Genomic DNA, 16,690 nt, shown 5'->3' on the forward strand with positions numbered 1-16,690 from the left:
AACCGTACGGCGGACCTGAGCCCGGGTCGAGACAAACCTCAGTCCGGGGTTCCCTGATCGGTCTGCGCGCCGCCTGCGTCGATGCCCGCCAATGCGGCCAGGTCGGCGAGCTCGGTGTCGTCGAAACCCGCGTCGCGGCGCGCCTCGAAATTGAACGGGCCGCGCAATTTCGGCGCGTGATACTGCTGGGCGAGGCGCGTGTAAGTGGCGTGCGGATCGAGACCGCTCTTGTCGCAGAGATAACGAAACCACCGGTTGCCGATCAGCACATGACCAATTTCGTCGCGCAGTATCACGTCCAGGATCGACGCCGACGCGTGATCGCCCGCCTGCTGCAAGCGCGCGCGGATAGGCGGCGAGGCGTCGAGCCCACGGGCTTCGAGCGTGCGAGGAACCAGCGCCATGCGCGCGAGCACGTCGCCACGGGTGCGCTCGCACATGTCCCAAAGGCCGTCGTGCGCGGGAAAGTCGCCATAGGCATGGCCGTACTCGGCGAGCCGCGCCGTGAGCAGCGAGAAGTGATACGCCTCTTCGGCTGCGACCTTGAGCCAGTCTGTGTAGAAAGCGGCGGGCATGCCGGCGAAGCGCCAGACGGCGTCGAGCGCCAGGTTGATCGCGTTGAATTCGATGTGCGCGAGCGCGTGCAACAGCACCGCTCGCCCTTGCGGCGATTGCATGCTGCGCCGCCCGAGCTTGCGCGGCTCGACAAGTTCAGGCCGGACCGGCCGGCCCGGAAGTTCGGGCGGTTCGTCCAGTTCGAGTTCCGCAGGGCATGGCGCGCTGCCGTCGATCACCGCTGCATACAACGCGCGCGCCGCGGCCGCCTTGGTGACCGGATCGGCTTCGCGCAGCGCGGCGAGCGCGGCGCTGCGCGCACACAGCGGCAGGCTGATCGAGCCGGGCGCGCGCTCGTCCACCGAACTGGGCGGCGCAAAGGAAGCTGGCGGGACGGAGGAAATCATCAGATGTGAATCGGTGAAGAAATGGGAATGGCGACGAAGACGTGATTCAGCCAGCGCGGAACGGCCTCGCGAGGCGTAAGCGTGACAACCACACAACCGTTTACAATACTCGATTCGACAATCGCGAGCGCCAGCCGCAACGACGAAGAGCCACCAGCCACGCATGGGCGCCGCCCCTTTTCGCCGCCGGCGTCCGGCGACCGATCCACGAGGAGACAACGTGACCATTTACAAGCTTGGCGACGCCGCACCGACCATCCACGAAAGCGTATTCGTCGCGGACTCCGCGACCATCATCGGCAATGTAACGCTCGCGGAAAATTCGAGCGTCTGGTTCGGCGCAACGCTACGCGGCGACAACGAGCCGATCACGTTGGGCGCGGGCAGCAACGTTCAGGAAAACGCGGTCCTGCATACCGACCCCGGCTTTCCGCTGACAATCGAGCCGAACGTCACGATCGGCCACCAGGTGATGTTGCACGGCTGCACGATCAAGGAAGGCTCGCTGATCGGAATTCAGGCGGTGGTCTTGAATGGAGCGGTAATCGGCCGCAACTGTCTGGTCGGAGCGGGCGCCATCGTGACCGAAGGCAAGGTATTTCCCGATAATTCGCTGATTCTCGGCGCGCCCGCCAAGGTGGTGCGCGAATTGTCCGAGACGGATATCGCCAACATGCAGCGCGGCGCGGCAAGCTATGCCGAGCGCCGCGAGTATTTCAAGGCGCAGCTCGTACGCATCGGCTGACCGGCCGGGCGCGCAGCGCGCACGGCGCCGGCACGGCATATCGTCGTGGCGCGCCATTCGACTGAGGAAAAGTTGTGAGCGACCAGTTGCAAAAATTCATGTTCAGCGCGGCGCCGGTGCGCGGCGAAATCGTTTCGCTGCGCAATACGTGGCAGGAAGTGCTGACGCGCCGCGAGTACCCGGCGCCGGTGCGGACCATTCTCGGCGAGATGATGGCTGCGTGCGCGCTGCTGTCGGCGAATCTGAAGTTCGACGGGACGCTGATCATGCAGATTTTCGGCGACGGCCCGGCCAAGATGCTGGTGGTTCAATGCAGCTCGGATCTGTCGATGCGCGCCACCGCCAAGCTTTCCGGCGACGAAGGCACGATCGGCGACAGCGCCTCGCTGGTGGAGCTGCTCAACGCAAGCGGCCACGGTCGCTGCGTGATCACGCTCGACCCGCGCGACAAGAAGCCTGGCCAGCAGCCGTATCAGAGCATCGTGCCGCTGTCGGGCGTCGACGGTCCGCTCAATTCTATGGCCGAAGTGCTCGAGCACTACATGCATCACTCCGAGCAGCTCGACACGCGCCTGTGGCTCGCGGCGAATTCCGAGCGTGCGGTCGGCATGCTGCTGCAAAAGCTGCCAGGCGACGGCGGCATCGTCCCGCATCCGGGCGAACTGGACGCGGACACCTGGGAGCGCGTCTGCACGTTGGGCGGCACGCTCTCGCAAGACGAGCTGCTGAAGGAAGAACCGGAAACGGTGTTCCGGCGGCTCTTCTGGCAGGAAAACGTTCAGCATTTCGAGCCCGCCGCCGCGCGTTTCGAGTGCACCTGCTCGCGCGAAAAAGTCGGCTCGATGCTGAAAATGCTCGGCCGGGAAGAGGTGGACGGCGTGCTCGAAGAGCGCGGCCACGTCGAAATTCATTGTGAGTTCTGCAACCAGCGGTACGAGTTCGACCCGGTCGACGTGGCGCAACTTTTTCTCGTGAACGCACTCTCACAAGGTGTGACGCCGGCTGCCGGGCAACGGCACTGAAGCGGCTGGCCAGGCGAGCGCTTTGCGCGCTCGCGGCGGCGTCCCGGTTGAACTGAGCACGCTTTTCATTGCCATTGAATGCGCGCCCCGCCCGGGGCGGTTTTACAGGCACAGGCGGCGGAGTATCTTTGACATTGTGGGGCTGCACTGCTTGGTGCCGCTGTAGATCTGGCTGTACATGTTTTACTTAGGTATCCGACTGATCGAGACCGAACATGAGCATTTCTTTCTCGCTGCTACGTCCCGCGCGCACGCTCGCCACCTTGACGGCGCTGGCGGGCGTCACTGCGTTAGCCGGTTGCATGATGGACCCGCCGGGGCCCTCGCCCATTTACAGCCGGCTGCCCGCCGACCAGTCGGGCGTGGCCAGCACCGCGCAACCGCTCACGCCCGCTGAGCGCGAGCGTTACAACGCAATCGATCAGCAGGTCATGGCCGAGCAAAACCAGGCAATCGCTGCCGAAAACGCCGCGCAGGCGTGGTCGCGCTATTACAGTCCGCCAGTGCCGGTGAGCGTTTACGGTAGCTACTACGGCGGTGGATGGGGGCATGGCTGGGGCACCGGCGTGGGCATCGGCTACGGCCCTTGGGGCTGGTGATCAACAGAGCACGCTAAGTAGCGCTGGAAGCGCCGGCGATCAAAGCATTCCGGCCGCCGGTTTCGACTGTTAAATGCTCATTGATGTAAAAAAGGCGCGGGTCAATCGACACCGCGCCTTTTTTTCGCCTTCCCAACTAAGCGCCGTCAGCGCTCAGTGCGCGGGCTTTTTGTCTTTCGCTGGCTTGCCGCCGTGCTTGCGCTCTGGCTTAGCGCGCGACTCCGGATTCGGCACGACATGCAACGGTGCCGACGACACTTCGCCGCGAGTCGAGGTGGAAGCCGAAGGCGCGTTGGCCGTCGGCAAAGGTGCATTCGGCGAAACGAATTGCACGAACACTTCGCCGTCTTTGACCATGCCCATTTCGTAGCGGGCGCGTTCTTCGACGGCAGCGGTGCCGTTCTGCAAGTCCTGCACCTCGCCCTGAATCCGCTCGTTACGCAGTTTCGCGTCGGTATTCTTTTGCATCTGCTGCGCGAGCTGCTGCTGCAGTTCGTGCACGCGCAACCAGCCGCCATGGCCCCACCAAAGCGGATACTGGATCAACGCCAGCAGAACGATCAGTACAGCAGTGACGAGCCGCATGAAGTAAGCACAATAAATACGCGCCGCCCTGCGCTAAACGCAGGGCGGCGAGGTCAATCAGACACGAAGAAAAACCGGCTCATCGGTCAGCGCTAGAAACAGTCCAATCACAACGAATTAGCGCAGATTGTAGAACGCCGACTTGCCCGGATAGCTGGCGATATCACCGAGGTCTTCCTCGATGCGCAGCAACTGGTTGTATTTCGAGATGCGGTCCGAACGCGACAGCGAACCCGTCTTGATCTGGCCGGCGTTCAGGCCCACGGCGATGTCCGCAATCGTCGAATCTTCCGTTTCGCCCGAACGATGCGAGATCACAGCCGTGTAGCCAGCCCGCTTCGCCATCTCGATCGCGGCGAAGGTTTCCGTCAGCGTGCCGATCTGGTTGATCTTGATGAGGATCGAGTTCGCGATGCCTTTCTCGATGCCTTCTTTCAGGATGCGCGTGTTGGTCACGAACAGGTCGTCGCCAACCAGCTGGATTTTCTTGCCGAGCTTGTCGGTCAGGAGCTTCCAGCCTTCCCAGTCGCTTTCGTGCATACCGTCTTCGATCGAGACGATCGGGAACTTGTCAGCGAGCGTAGCGAGGTAGTCGGTGAATTCCGCCGACGACAGTTGCAGGCCTTCGCCCGCCAACTGGTACTTGCCGTCGTGGTAGAACTCGCTGGCCGCGCAGTCGAGCGCGAGCAGCACGTCTTCACCGGCACGATAGCCGGCTTTTTCGATCGCTTGCAGGATGGTCGACAGGCATTCGTCGTTGCTGCCGAAGTTCGGCGCGAAGCCGCCTTCGTCGCCCACCGCCGTGCTCATGCCGCGGTCCGACAGAATCTTCTTCAGCGCGTGGAACACTTCAGCGCCGCAGCGCAGTGCTTCGCGGAAGGTCGGCTGGCTGACCGGCACGATCATGAATTCCTGGATGTCCAGGCTATTGTTCGCGTGCGCGCCGCCGTTGACGATGTTCATCATCGGCACCGGCAATTGCATCGCGCCCGAGCCGCCGAAGTAACGGTAGAGCGGCAGGCCGGCTTCTTCGGCGGCGGCCTTCGCGACGGCCATGGACACGGCCAGCATCGCGTTCGCGCCGAGGCGCGACTTGTTATCCGTGCCGTCGAGTTCGAGAAGGGTCTTGTCGAGGAAAGCCTGCTCGGAAGCGTCGAGGCCCATGATCGCTTCGGAGATTTCGGTGTTGATGTGTTCGACTGCCTTCAGCACACCCTTGCCGCCGTAGCGGCCAGTTTCGCCGTCGCGCAACTCGATCGCTTCCCGCGAACCGGTGGATGCGCCCGACGGCACTGCGGCGCGGCCCATGGTGCCCGACTCGAGCAGCACGTCGCATTCGACGGTGGGGTTGCCTCGCGAATCGAGAATCTCTCGACCGATGATATCTACGATAGCACTCATGGTTTCCTCAAGAAATGACGATAAATTCTTTACTGTGACACTGTATCTCGCAGGTCGATCGGAGTTAGCGGTTTAGCGCTCACCCCGTCTACAGAGCACACGAATGCGGAGCTGGCCTTCAGCGCTCGTTCCGGTCCATGCGGAGCATGGCCTCCCGACAGACAAGCTACGCGACGATACGTTCGACCACCATTGTGCACGTTCGCCACGCACTCCCACTTGAATGGGCGGCTCAACACGCGAGCCAGCATGCGGCGAACGACTGAATCAGTTGAAATCGCTTTCGAGGAACGGCGCGCGCTTGACGGCCTGATCGAGCGTGACAAGCGTCTCGAGCAGATCGGCCATGCGGTTGAGCGGCACCGCGTTCGGACCGTCCGATTTGGCCTGCGCCGGATTCGGGTGCGTCTCCATGAAAAGACCCGCGACGCCGACCGCGACCGCGGCACGCGCGAGCACCGGCACGAATTCACGCTGCCCGCCCGAGCTCGTGCCCTGCCCGCCTGGCAACTGCACCGAATGCGTGGCGTCGAAAACAACCGGCGCATTCGTTTCACGCATGATGGCAAGCGAACGCATGTCGGACACGAGGTTGTTATAGCCGAACGACACGCCGCGCTCGCACGCCATGAAGCGGTCTTCCGACAGACCAGCCTCGCGTGCCGCGTCGCGAGCCTTGTCGATCACGTTTTTCATGTCGTGCGGCGCGAGAAACTGGCCCTTCTTGATATTGACCGGTTTGCCCGACCGTGCGCACGCGTGAATAAAGTCGGTTTGACGGCACAGGAAAGCCGGCGTTTGCAGAACATCGACCACTGAGGCGACCTGTTCGATCTCGTGCTCCGCGTGAACGTCGGTCAGCACCGGCAGGCCGAGCTGACGCTTCACTTCCGACAGGATGCGCAGCCCCTCGTCCATGCCCAGACCGCGAAACGATTTGCCACTACTGCGGTTGGCTTTGTCGTACGACGATTTGTAGATGAACGGAATGTTCAGCTTCGCGCAGATTTCCTTCAGCCGGCCCGCCGTGTCGATCGTCATTTGCTCCGATTCAACGACACAGGTGCCCGCGATCAGGAAAAACGGCTTGTCGAGCCCGATTTCGAAATCGCCCAGTTTCATGCTTTCTCCCCGACTTCGTTCGTGACGCGCGACTGCTGACGCGCGAGCGCAGCCTCGACGAACGACTTGAAAAGCGGATGGCCGTCACGCGGTGTGGACGTGAATTCCGGGTGAAACTGCACGCCGACGAACCACGGGTGCATGCTGCGCGGCAGTTCCATCATTTCCGGCAGATCTTCGCTCGGAGTACGGGCGCTGATGATAAGACCGCCGGCTTCGAGTTGGGGCACGAAACGGTTATTGACTTCATAACGGTGACGGTGACGCTCGTTCACGTCCTTGCCGTAGATCTCTTCGGCCATGGTGCCGGGCTTGATCGGGCAACGCTGTGAACCGAGGCGCATGGTGCCGCCGAGATCCGATTCTTCAGTGCGCTTTTCGACGCGGCCTTCGCGGTCGTACCACTCGGTGATCAGCGCGACCACGCGGTTTTCGGTTTCCTGATCGAACTCGGTGCTGTTCGCGTTCTTCAGCCCGACCACGTCGCGCGCAAACTCGATCACGGCCAGTTGCATGCCGAGGCAGATGCCGAGATACGGCACCTTCGCTTCCCGTGCATAGCGGATCGCCGCGATCTTGCCTTCGGTACCGCGACGGCCGAAGCCGCCAGGCACGAGCACCGCGTCGAGATGCTTGAGACTTTCGACGCCCTGCGTCTCGATCTCTTCAGAATCGATGTACTCGATGTTCACGCGCGTCGCCGTATGCATGGACGCGTGGCGCAGTGCTTCGATCAGCGACTTGTACGATTCGGTCAGATCGACATATTTGCCGACCATGCCGATGGTGACCTCGTGTTCCGGGTTCTGCAGCTTCTCAACCAGGTCCGCCCACATGGACAGATCGGCGGGCTTCGGCGTGAGCTTCAACTCTTCGCAGATGATCGCGTCGAGACCCTGATCGTGCAGCATCTGCGGAATCTTGTAGATGCTGTCCGCGTCCCACACCGAGATCACGGCGTCTTCCGGGACGTTGGAGAACATGGAAATTTTCGCGCGCTCGTCGTCCGGAATGCGGCGGTCGGCGCGGCACAGCAGCACGTGCGGCGAAATACCGATTTCGCGCAGCTTCTGCACGCTGTGCTGCGTGGGCTTGGTTTTCAGTTCGCCGGCCGTGGCGACCCAAGGCACCAGCGTGAGGTGCACGAAGCACGCGCTGTTGCGGCCCATGCGCAGGCTCATTTGACGCGCGGCTTCGAGGAACGGCAGCGATTCGATGTCGCCTACCGTGCCGCCCACTTCGACGATAGCGACGTCCGGCTCGCCGCAGGTGGCCGACGCCGCGCCACGCTCGATGAACGCCTGGATTTCATTCGTGATGTGCGGAATAACCTGCACCGTCTTGCCGAGATAATCGCCGCGGCGTTCCTTGCGGATTACCGATTCGTAGATCTGGCCCGTGGTGAAGTTATTGGCCTTGCGCATCTTCGTGCTGATGAAGCGCTCGTAGTGGCCGAGGTCGAGGTCGGTCTCCGCTCCGTCTTCCGTCACGAACACTTCACCGTGTTGGAACGGGCTCATCGTGCCGGGGTCGACGTTGATGTAGGGATCGAGCTTGAGAAGGGTGACTTTAAGACCGCGCGATTCGAGGATCGCGGCGAGGGAAGCGGCGGCAATACCCTTGCCGAGGGAAGATACTACGCCGCCGGTGACGAAAACATATTTGGTCATCGCTGGATGCTCGCGGGAAAAACGGATTATACCGTAAAGCAGGGTCTCAACCCAGCAAAATGCGAGCGGCCCGGGCACGCATGCGCGCCGCGCAAACCACCGGTGACCGGCGCGCGCAGCGTCAGCCGCGCTGCTCCAGTTCGCGCAACATCCGCTGCACGGCACGGGCGGTTTCGATCGGCTTTTCCATCGGAAAGAGGTGGCTGCCCTCGATCCATTCCACATGGCCGCCGGTAGCACGGCGCGTGGCGCGCAAGCCGACCTGACGGATTTCTCGCGACCGGGTGCCGGCAATGAATCCGACCGGCACCGGTGCGCCGCGCGCGAGCCGCGCGCCGAGCGTATGCGGCAAGGTCCGGTAGATCTGATATTCGATACGGCGATCGAACGCGAGGCTGCGCGAGCCGTCGTGCGAAACCTGCGGAATGCCGAACTCGATGTAGTCGGACAGCATCCGCTCGTCCCAACGCGCGAACGCTGGCTTCGAATGGAAATGACGCCATGCCTCTTCGCGGCTTGCCCAGTGAGTGCGGCGCTTGCGCGTGGCCGCTGCGGGCGAAAGCCGCTCGTCGAGCCCGGTCCATTGCGACACGCGCAAAATGCTGCTGCGCCAGCCTGCCACCACCGGAGAATCGAGCATCACGACGCCCCTCACCCACTGCGGTTTCTTCAAGGCCGCCATCAGCGACACATAGCCTCCGAGCGAATGTCCGACGAGCCACACCGGCTGCTCGTAGGTCCGCCCGATGTCATCGAGCAACTGCTCGACGAGATGCGGCCAGTCCTGAGTCACCGGATACCGCGGATCGTGTCCGATGCGTTCGATGTGCCGCACTTCGTAGTCGTCGGCGAGTTCCGCAAAAATCGTCCGGTAAATCGACGCTGGAAAACCGTTTGCGTGCGAGAAGTGAATGATGTTTTTCAACTGCGGCTATCTCCGTTCTGTTTATTCGCGGCGGGTGAAGCCTGGCGGTGTCTCGCGGTGCTGAATGTTGCGGTGTGACTGTGACGGTGCTCCGCTGTGAAGCTTGAGTACGATTCCCATTGAGCGGCTTCGCTTTGCCGCCCGCTCATTGCCTCTCTTCTACGGCGCTCTACGAGTTGCCTTCAGCGCACTTCTTTTGCGGCTCTTCCACTTGCGTAGCGTCAGCCGGCGATCGGTTCAGCGATCCATCCAGTAACGCCGGCGTGTGTCGCGATAACGCTCGATGGTCAGCGCGGTATCGCTTGCATGCGCACCTCGCCGCGTGGCGAAATCCGGGTCGATCAGGACGCGCACCGCGCCATCCGCATCGCTGCGTCCAAGTTCGATATGCCGCGCCGAATAGCGCGCCAGCACGCCCGCACTGGGATGATGAAACCGGTTGCGATAGCCTACCTGAAATAGCGCGACGAGCGGGTCGATAGAATCGAGGAACGGCTCAGTCGACGACGTCTTGCTGCCGTGGTGTGGGACCACCAGCACCTGAGCACGCAGCATCTCGCGATCGCGCGACAACAGCACGCGTTCGGCAGGGGCCTCGATGTCGGCGGTCAGCAGCGCTGCAAGGCTCGCGGCTTGCGCGTGCGCGTCCGGCGCGTCAGCCGACGGGCGATTCGCCGCGCTTTCCGTTGTACTCTTCAGCGCACGATGCAATCTGCTGCCCGGCGCATGCTCCGCCGCGCTGGCGGCTCCACCATCCTTCACGCCACCTGCCGTACCCTCCGCAAGCGAAGCTTCTGCACTTCCCTCTCCCGGGCTCGCAAGTGCACCCGGCGACGTGCTCACCCGCAGCACACAGCAATGCGCGTTCGGCTTGCCCTGTAGCGGCCCGGCGTCGGGCCAGAGCATCGAGAATTCGACGCCGTCCCACTGCCAGCGCTGTCCCGCCGCGCAGGGCAACGTCTGCGCGCCCCGTTGCCTCGCATTCGCCCATAGCGCATTGGCCGGTGCGAGAGCGGCGACCATCTGACGTACCTCGATCGCATCCAGCACGGCCGGCGCGCCTCCCGAGTGGTCCGAATCCGCGTGGCTAACAATCAGCGTGTCGAGGACGTTGACGCCATGTGCCTGAAGATACGGCACAACGACTCGCTCACCGGCGTAGGTCGATTCCGGGCCCGGCCCCGTGTCGAACAGCAGCACGTGGTGCGCCGTCTCGACCAGCACCGCCGTGCCCTGCCCAACGTCCAGCGCGGTCAGCCGGAAGCTGCCGTGGGGCGGCCCGGACGGCGCCGGCGCGAGTAACGGCAGCCACGCGAGCGGCGCCGCCCAGCGCAGCGGCCAGCCGCGCGGTGCGAGACACCACAGCACGCCGGCCGCGGCGGCAGCGGGCGTCCACGCGTCCGGCTGCGGCAGCCACCACAGCGCCCACCTGGGTCCGGAAAGCCAATGCAATCCGGCAATCATCAGCTCGAGCAACGCGTGCGCCGTACGAAACGCGTAGGCATCGAGCGGAGCGGGCAACACGACACCTGCCAGCACCGAAGGCGTCACCAGCAGGCTTACCCACGGAATCGCAAACGAGTTCGCGAGCGGCCCGATCAACGGAATCTGAGCGAACCAGTAGACGGTCAACGGCGCGAGCGCGACGGTGACAGCAAGCTGAACATGCGCGGCGCCGCGCAGCCGTTCACCGAAAGCCTGAACGCGGCGCGCGGCGGCAGCACGCAGGCGCAACAATCGGCCGGGCGCGCCGCCCTGTTCGTCCGTCTCGCGCGTGCGCTGTTCGTGATTCTCCACGCGAGGCCGCCCCGACGTGGCGAAGAGAATCGCCGCCACTGCGCAGAACGACAACCAGAATCCCGCCGAGACAACCGCCCACGGATCGATCAGCAACACGAGCCCGAGCGCAGACGCGAGCACGGCCGAGCGCGGTACATTGCGCCCGCTCAGATACGCGAGCGCCACGACGCCGGCCATCCACAGCGCGCGCTGCACGGGCACGTTGAAGCCGGCCAACGCTGCATGCAACGCGGCGAAGAACGCGCCGCCAGTCACCGCGACGAACTGCGCGGGAACGTGCAGCGGCCAGTTGCGGCCGATCAATCCCGAGCGTCGCCAGCACGCGCCGCAAAGCCATGCCGCGAGACCCGCGGCAAAGCCGATATGCAATCCCGAGATCGCCACCAGATGACTGGTGCCGGTGGCGCGCATCAACTGCCAGTCGGCGGCGCTGACTTCGTCCTGTGCGCCGATCGCCAGCGCGACGACGATGCCGCAATGCGGCGAGTCCGCCAGCACCGCGTCGATGCGCGCACGCAGCGCCGCGCGCCAGCGGTCCACCGTCACGCTCACGCCGTGCGCATCCGGGCGCAACCGCACGGCCTGCGTTGCCGCGCTCACGTAACCGGTGGCCCGCACGTTCCGCGCAAGCAAGCCGGCTTCCGCGTCACGCACGCCGAAGTTCGCATTGCCATGTGGCCGTTTCAGCCTCACAGCAGACGCCAGCGTTCACCGGGCTCAAGCGGCGGCGGCGGCGCTTCGTCGGCGATCCAGGACAGTTGGACGACGCGCGGAAACCTGACCGGTTCGCCCGGCGCCGATTCAACGGCAGGCGCGTCGACCGACTCCACGTCGAAAAGAAAACGAACGCCTTTATCGTCGCGCGCGGGCAATCCTTTGATGTTGCCGGTCAGCTCGATGTCGCGGCCTTCCCACGCAAGCGGCAGGCTCGTCGCAAGCCGTGCTTCCGCCCGCCACGCCGCGTAGCCGAAGCCAACGCACCATGCCGCGCATGAGAGGGCGCCCCAGCCGGCCAATGAGCGCACACGTCGAAGCGTCCAACTGGAAGGCGCCCTCTGCTCGCGATCCGCGATGTGCGAACCCCCATGCAACGCCCACACTGCGGCGGCCGACGCCGCGCAGCCGAACAACACCAGCGCACACCAACCGCCCCAACCGGGCAACGCCGCTTGCCGCTGAAGCCAGACGACGCCCAACCCGAATCCACACCACCATGCACGCATGCGCCCTCCGCCCGCCACTGGCTGTACCCGGGACGAGACGACGCAACGCACGGCGCAACGCGCAAGCATGCCGCCGGACGTGTGTCGCGCCCGGCGCAAACCACTCGAGAATCAACCGGACAAATTATGCAGAGGAAAGCGCGAGCCGCGGCAGCGCGGCGAGCGCGTTAGCCGTTGTGCCTAGGGCGGCTTCGTCCACCGCCATGCCACGCAACTGCGCGAGTCCGGCGCCGATGGCCGGAATCTGTTCGGGGGAGTTGCGCTGCTTGTAAATCCACGAAGGCGCGATGTCCGGCGCGTCGGTCTCGACCACGAGCGCGTCGAACGGCAACTGCTCGGCAAGGCGGCGAATCTGCCGCGCGCGCTCGAACGTCAGATTGCCGCCGAAGCCGAGATGCATACCCTGGTCGATATACGCCTGCGCCTGCTGGAAGCTGCCGTTGAATGCATGCGCGATGCCGCGATGAATCTGATGCCTGCGCAAGCCTTTGATTACCTGATCCTGCGATTTGCGCACATGGCAGATCACCGGCAGATCGAATTCCCGCGCGATCTGTAGTTGACCGTTGTAGAAGAATTGCTGCCGGGCGTCGTCGAGACCGTCGACGAAATAATCCAGCCCGATCTCGCCGATGCCGATGAAGCGCGGGTCGTCGAGGCTCGCCTCGATTTCCGCGCGCAGCAGGTCAAGATCGTGTTCCTGCGCGGATGGCGTGAAGAGCGGGTGAATGCCGAGCGCATATGCGCCGCCGTCGAAGCGATGCGCCAGCTCGCGCACGGCCGCAAAGTTCTGCCGGCCGATGGCTGGAATGACGATACGCCCCACGCCCGCACTCTTCGCCGCCGCAGCGACGTGCTCGCGGTCGGCGTCGAATTCGGAGGCGTCGAGATGGCAGTGCGTATCGATCCACATGGGTTGCCTCGCTGACAAGTGGACTGAGTGGATTAAGCAGATCAGGCGGCCGGTGCGTCGAGCCATTTCCAGCTCTGTGCCGCCTCGCCACGCTTACACCGGAACCGGCGGCTCCTCATGCAAGATCCCGTCGCGCAACCGCATGATGCGGTCGCACCGCCCGGCCAGTTCAGGGTCGTGCGTGACGATCACGAAACTCGTTTCGAGCGTTCGGGACAGTTCGAGCATCAGATTGAAGACCGTGTCCGCAGTGCCGCCGTCCAGATTGCCGGTTGGCTCGTCGGCGAGCACGCACGCCGGCCTCGTGACCAGCGCCCGCGCAATCGCCACACGCTGACGCTCGCCGCCCGACAGTTCGCCCGGCCGATGTTTCGCGCGATGCGCCATGCCGACGCGCTCCAGCACCGCGAGCGCTTCACGACGCGAGGCTTCGGTCGTCATGCGGCGAATCCGCAGCGGCATGGCGACGTTATCGAGCGCGGAAAACTCGGGCAGCAGATGATGGAACTGGTACACGAAACCGAGTGCGCGATTGCGCAAGTCGTTGCGTTCGCGTTCGGAGAGCTTCGTGAACGGCTTGCCCATCACCGAGACGTGGCCCGCACTCGGATCGTCAAGGCCGCCAAGCACATGCAGCAGCGTGCTCTTGCCCGAACCGGACGCGCCGACAATCGCGAGCTTCTCGCCGCGCCGCACGTTCAGTTCGGCGTTGTTGAGCACCTGCACATTCAGGCCGCCCTGCACGAACGACTTCGAAATGCCGGTTGCTTCCAGCACGTACGGATGCGGCGTCAGTTCCTGAGCGGCCATGGGTAGAGTTGCGGAACGGTCATTCATAGCGCAGCGCCTCCGCGGGACGGACTTTGGCACCGCGCCAGCTCGGGTAAAGCGTCGCCACCGCCGACATCAGGAACGCAATGATGCCGATTCGCGCGACGTCCGCAGGAATCAGCTCAGACGGCAGTTCGCTGATGAAATACACCGACGGCGGCAGGAACTGCACGCCGATCATATGTTCGATCATCGGCACGAGCCATGGAATACTCCACGCGATCAGGCAGCCCAGCGCAACGCCGGTTGCCGTGCCGATAAAGCCAATCGTCACGCCCTGCACGACGAAAATCTTCATGATCGAACCGGGCTGCGCGCCGAGCGTGCGCAGAATCGCGATATCGGCCTGCTTGTTGGTCACCGTCATCACGAGCGACGACACGAGATTGAACGCCGCAACCGCAATGATCAGCGTTAGGATGATGAACATCATGCGTTTTTCGATCTGCACCGCCGAGAACCAGGTCTTGTTCTGCTGCGTCCAGTCGCGGATATACAGGTCGCCGGAGAGGCTGCGCGCAAGCTGATGTGCGACTTCCGGCGCGCGCTGCATGTCGGTGAGTCGCAACCGCACGCCGGTCGGCGCGGGTAGCCGGAACAGCGCCTGAGCGTCCTTGATATTGATCAGCGCGAGCGTGCTGTCGTACTCGTAATGCCCCGACTCGAAGATGCCCACCACCGTGAACTGCTTCAGACGCGGCAGCATGCCGGCCGGCGTAATGGTGCCTTCGGGCGCGACCAGCGTGATCTTGTCGTTGACGGTCACGCCGAGATTGGTCGCGAGGTCCGCACCCAGCACGATGCCGAAGTCGCCAGGCACGAGATCGGTGAGCTTGCCGCCTTTCATCTCTTTGCCGATGTCGGATACCTGCGGCTCGAGCGTCGGCTCGACGCCGCGCAACGCGACGCCGCTGACCGCATCCTGGCGCGTGAGCAGCGCCTGCGCTTCCACATAAGGCGCGGCGCCGATCACTTCCTTGTTCCGGCGCGCTTCGTCGGCCGTGAGTTGCCAGTTAGGCATCGAGCCGGTCGGCGAAAAGATTTCGACGTGCGCAAGCACCGACAGCATGCGGTCGCGCACTTCCTTCTGGAAGCCGTTCATGACCGACAAGACCACGATCAGCGCGGCGACGCCAAGCGCGATGCCCGACATCGAAACCAGTGCGATGAAGGAGATAAAGCCGTTGCCGGTCGTGCGTTTGCCGGCGCGGGTATAGCGCCAGCCGATCTGCCATTCGTAGGGAAATTTCAAGCGAGTCCTTTTCTGCGTTCTTCGGCTACCCGGGCTGCGTGCGGCGTCTTGCGGCTGGCGATACGTCTGGCGATGCGTCCGCGGATAAGCCCGCTGTTGCATCTGCCTTCGCGTCGCGAGTCCGGCCCGAGTGTCCTGATCATTGGTGTCGCGGCAATCCGGATGGTTCCTGCCGACGTCGCGGCGCAAACCCGCCCCGCATTGCCGATGCCGCCACCGTCAACCAAGCGCGAAGTTTGCCATACAATGCCGCGCCGCCGCATAAAGGGACTGCCGGTAGAGCGGCTGGTGGGACTGCCGGACAGCCCGCTGCGGGAGCGCTGCGTAGATAGCTCGACGCAACTGCCGACGCAACCGCCGACGCGACGGCGACCCATGGCCGACCGGCGCCGGCCCGCGTCGGCCCGCGCAAACCCGCCGAGCCTATCGAAACCGCAGCGCGCTTTGCCCTACAATGCGCAGCATCATGCACGCCGACCGCCTCCATCTTCTGCTTCCTTTCGCGCTGCCCGCCGCAGCCGACGCCTCCACCGCCCTACACGACATCAGCAGCCCTGCACTCGACCGGCTGGTCGCGCGCGCGACGCTCGTCGAGCGTGTGATCGGCGAGGATTTCCAGCGCACGCTGCCGCATGAACGGTGGATCGCGCGTCAGTTCGGCGCGCTATCCAACGCCTCCACCGCCTCGACGGGCGCGGCGGCCGCCGACGAAGCCCCGCTCGCGCCCTACATGCTGCGCGCTGACGGCGGCGAGCCGGGCGACGCGACGTGGGCCTGCGTGCAGCCGGTGCACGTGCGCATCGCGCATGACCATCTGGTGCTGATCGACCCGGCGTCGCTCGATCTTTCCGATGACGAAGCGAGCGCGCTGCTCGAGGTGGCCCGGCCTCTGATCGAGGAACTTGGCGTGCGCATCGAGGCGCCGAAGCCCGCGCGCTGGTACCTGTCGGGCGACGGCTTCGGCACGCTGGCCGGTGCATCGCCGTTGCGCGCGAGCGGCCGTAACATCGAAATCTGGTTGCCGCACGAAGCGCATTCCGGCGAGCGTTCGCGTGCGTGGATGAAGCTGCAGAACGAAGTGCAGATGGCCTGGTTCGAGCACCCCGTGAACGAAGCCCGCGAGGCGCGCGGCCTGCCCGCCGTCAATTCGATCTGGTTTCACGCGCAAGGTGCGGTGCGGCCTGTGCGCAGCCCGTTCTCACGCGTCTTTTCAGACGCCGCGGCGACGCGCGGTCTCGCACTCACAGCCGGCGTGCCCGTTGGCGCTCCGCCCGCTTCGTTCGCGGCGCTGTCTTCGCTGGAGGAACGCGGCGGCACCAATGCAGGCGACCAGGCAACCCGTTCGAGCGCGGCGAACGATGTGCACACCGCAGCACACGCGCGAAACACCACTCTTGTGGAGCTGGACCCGTTCTCGGCGCCGTACATCGAACAGGACTGGGCACGCTGGAACGCGGCCTTCGCGGCGCTCCAGGGCGACTGGTTCGAACCGGCGCTCGAAGCGTTGCAATCGGGTGCACTTGCCGAACTCGGCCTGACCTTGTGCGGCGACACGGGGTCCGTCACGCTCAGCATCACGCGCGGCGATCTGCGCAAGTTCTGGCGACGGCGCCTGCTCGCCTCGCTTTTCATCGAATGAT

Annotated in this window: 15 protein-coding genes; 4 read left to right on the forward strand and 11 right to left on the reverse strand. The window is 64.3% G+C overall.

Annotated features, from left to right (window positions below):
* Positions 1-38: 38 nt before the first annotated feature.
* The gene (locus ACTJLB_RS09835) at positions 39-962 is read right to left on the reverse strand and encodes a ferritin-like domain-containing protein (RefSeq protein ID WP_440783137.1); all 924 of its coding nucleotides are present in this window, start codon (positions 960-962) and stop codon (positions 39-41) included.
* Between the two features lie 220 nt (positions 963-1,182).
* Between ACTJLB_RS09835 and ACTJLB_RS09840 the strand changes: the two genes are divergently transcribed.
* The 3 genes from ACTJLB_RS09840 to ACTJLB_RS09850 all read left to right on the forward strand — a co-directional run bounded on the left by ACTJLB_RS09840 (position 1,183) and on the right by ACTJLB_RS09850 (position 3,328).
* Positions 1,183-1,707 carry a gamma carbonic anhydrase family protein gene (locus tag ACTJLB_RS09840; protein ID WP_020065525.1) on the forward strand — a complete coding sequence of 175 codons (525 nt, stop codon included), beginning with the start codon at positions 1,183-1,185 and terminating at the stop codon, positions 1,705-1,707.
* 74 nt (positions 1,708-1,781) lie between these two features.
* Positions 1,782-2,729, forward strand: a complete 948-nt coding sequence (gene hslO, locus ACTJLB_RS09845; protein ID WP_408418837.1) for an Hsp33 family molecular chaperone HslO — start codon at positions 1,782-1,784, stop codon at positions 2,727-2,729.
* Between the two features lie 215 nt (positions 2,730-2,944).
* On the forward strand, positions 2,945-3,328 hold the full coding sequence (locus tag ACTJLB_RS09850; protein WP_440783138.1) for a hypothetical protein: 384 nt from the start codon (positions 2,945-2,947) through the stop codon (positions 3,326-3,328).
* A 153-nt stretch (positions 3,329-3,481) separates the two neighbouring features.
* Here the strand turns inward: ACTJLB_RS09850 and ftsB are convergent, their stop codons facing one another.
* The 10 genes from ftsB to ACTJLB_RS09900 all read right to left on the reverse strand — a co-directional run bounded on the left by ftsB (position 3,482) and on the right by ACTJLB_RS09900 (position 15,050).
* Positions 3,482-3,913, reverse strand: a complete 432-nt coding sequence (gene ftsB, locus ACTJLB_RS09855) for a cell division protein FtsB (protein ID WP_027775415.1) — start codon at positions 3,911-3,913, stop codon at positions 3,482-3,484.
* Between the two features lie 117 nt (positions 3,914-4,030).
* Positions 4,031-5,314, reverse strand: a complete 1,284-nt coding sequence (gene eno, locus ACTJLB_RS09860; RefSeq protein ID WP_020065521.1) for a phosphopyruvate hydratase — start codon at positions 5,312-5,314, stop codon at positions 4,031-4,033.
* A 267-nt stretch (positions 5,315-5,581) separates the two neighbouring features.
* Entirely contained in the window at positions 5,582-6,436 is an 855-nt protein-coding gene (kdsA, locus tag ACTJLB_RS09865; RefSeq protein WP_020065520.1) for a 3-deoxy-8-phosphooctulonate synthase, read from the reverse strand.
* Positions 6,433-8,106 carry a CTP synthase gene (locus tag ACTJLB_RS09870; protein WP_020065519.1) on the reverse strand — a complete coding sequence of 558 codons (1,674 nt, stop codon included), beginning with the start codon at positions 8,104-8,106 and terminating at the stop codon, positions 6,433-6,435. The genes kdsA and ACTJLB_RS09870 overlap by 4 nt, the downstream gene beginning before the upstream one ends.
* A gap of 121 nt (positions 8,107-8,227) precedes the next feature.
* Entirely contained in the window at positions 8,228-9,031 is an 804-nt protein-coding gene (locus ACTJLB_RS09875) for an alpha/beta fold hydrolase (RefSeq protein WP_087754024.1), read from the reverse strand.
* A 237-nt stretch (positions 9,032-9,268) separates the two neighbouring features.
* Positions 9,269-11,524, reverse strand: a complete 2,256-nt coding sequence (locus ACTJLB_RS09880; RefSeq protein WP_440783140.1) for a DNA internalization-related competence protein ComEC/Rec2 — start codon at positions 11,522-11,524, stop codon at positions 9,269-9,271.
* Positions 11,521-12,054 carry a DUF4131 domain-containing protein gene (locus ACTJLB_RS09885; protein WP_440783141.1) on the reverse strand — a complete coding sequence of 178 codons (534 nt, stop codon included), beginning with the start codon at positions 12,052-12,054 and terminating at the stop codon, positions 11,521-11,523. Before ACTJLB_RS09885 ends, ACTJLB_RS09880 begins: the two co-directional genes overlap by 4 nt.
* 124 nt (positions 12,055-12,178) lie before the next feature.
* The gene (locus ACTJLB_RS09890) at positions 12,179-12,967 is read right to left on the reverse strand and encodes a TatD family hydrolase (RefSeq protein ID WP_087754025.1); all 789 of its coding nucleotides are present in this window, start codon (positions 12,965-12,967) and stop codon (positions 12,179-12,181) included.
* 93 nt (positions 12,968-13,060) lie between these two features.
* Positions 13,061-13,804 (reverse strand): lipoprotein-releasing ABC transporter ATP-binding protein LolD, encoded by a 744-nt coding sequence (lolD, locus tag ACTJLB_RS09895; RefSeq protein ID WP_027804231.1) that lies wholly within the window; start codon positions 13,802-13,804, stop codon positions 13,061-13,063.
* Entirely contained in the window at positions 13,797-15,050 is a 1,254-nt protein-coding gene (locus ACTJLB_RS09900; protein ID WP_020065514.1) for a lipoprotein-releasing ABC transporter permease subunit, read from the reverse strand. Before ACTJLB_RS09900 ends, lolD begins: the two co-directional genes overlap by 8 nt.
* Before the next feature lie 454 nt (positions 15,051-15,504).
* On the opposite strand from ACTJLB_RS09900, the gene ACTJLB_RS09905 reads away from it, so the two are divergent.
* Positions 15,505-16,689: a regulator gene (locus tag ACTJLB_RS09905; RefSeq protein WP_440783142.1), complete on the forward strand. Its 1,185-nt coding sequence runs from the start codon at positions 15,505-15,507 to the stop codon at positions 16,687-16,689.
* Position 16,690: the final 1 nt, after the last annotated feature.

The sequence above is a fragment of the Paraburkholderia sp. 22098 genome (genome assembly GCF_052045935.1).
Lineage (GTDB): Bacteria > Pseudomonadota > Gammaproteobacteria > Burkholderiales > Burkholderiaceae > Paraburkholderia > Paraburkholderia caledonica.

Bases quoted from the DNA above. Each gene is read 5' to 3' on its own strand.
- kdsA (WP_020065520.1), bottom strand. From the start codon at position 6,436: ATGAAACTGGGCGATTTCGAAATCGGGCTCGACAAGCCGTTTTTCCTG.
- ACTJLB_RS09870 (WP_020065519.1), bottom strand. From the start codon at position 8,106: ATGACCAAATATGTTTTCGTCACCGGCGGCGTAGTATCTTCCCTCGGC.
- ACTJLB_RS09890 (WP_087754025.1), bottom strand. From the start codon at position 12,967: ATGTGGATCGATACGCACTGCCATCTCGACGCCTCCGAATTCGACGCC.
- ACTJLB_RS09905 (WP_440783142.1), top strand. From the start codon at position 15,505: ATGCGCAGCATCATGCACGCCGACCGCCTCCATCTTCTGCTTCCTTTC.
- ACTJLB_RS09885 (WP_440783141.1), bottom strand. From the start codon at position 12,054: ATGCGTGCATGGTGGTGTGGATTCGGGTTGGGCGTCGTCTGGCTTCAG.
- ACTJLB_RS09850 (WP_440783138.1), top strand. From the start codon at position 2,945: ATGAGCATTTCTTTCTCGCTGCTACGTCCCGCGCGCACGCTCGCCACC.
- ftsB (WP_027775415.1), bottom strand. From the start codon at position 3,913: ATGCGGCTCGTCACTGCTGTACTGATCGTTCTGCTGGCGTTGATCCAG.
- ACTJLB_RS09835 (WP_440783137.1), bottom strand. From the start codon at position 962: ATGATTTCCTCCGTCCCGCCAGCTTCCTTTGCGCCGCCCAGTTCGGTG.
- eno (WP_020065521.1), bottom strand. From the start codon at position 5,314: ATGAGTGCTATCGTAGATATCATCGGTCGAGAGATTCTCGATTCGCGA.
- lolD (WP_027804231.1), bottom strand. From the start codon at position 13,804: ATGAATGACCGTTCCGCAACTCTACCCATGGCCGCTCAGGAACTGACG.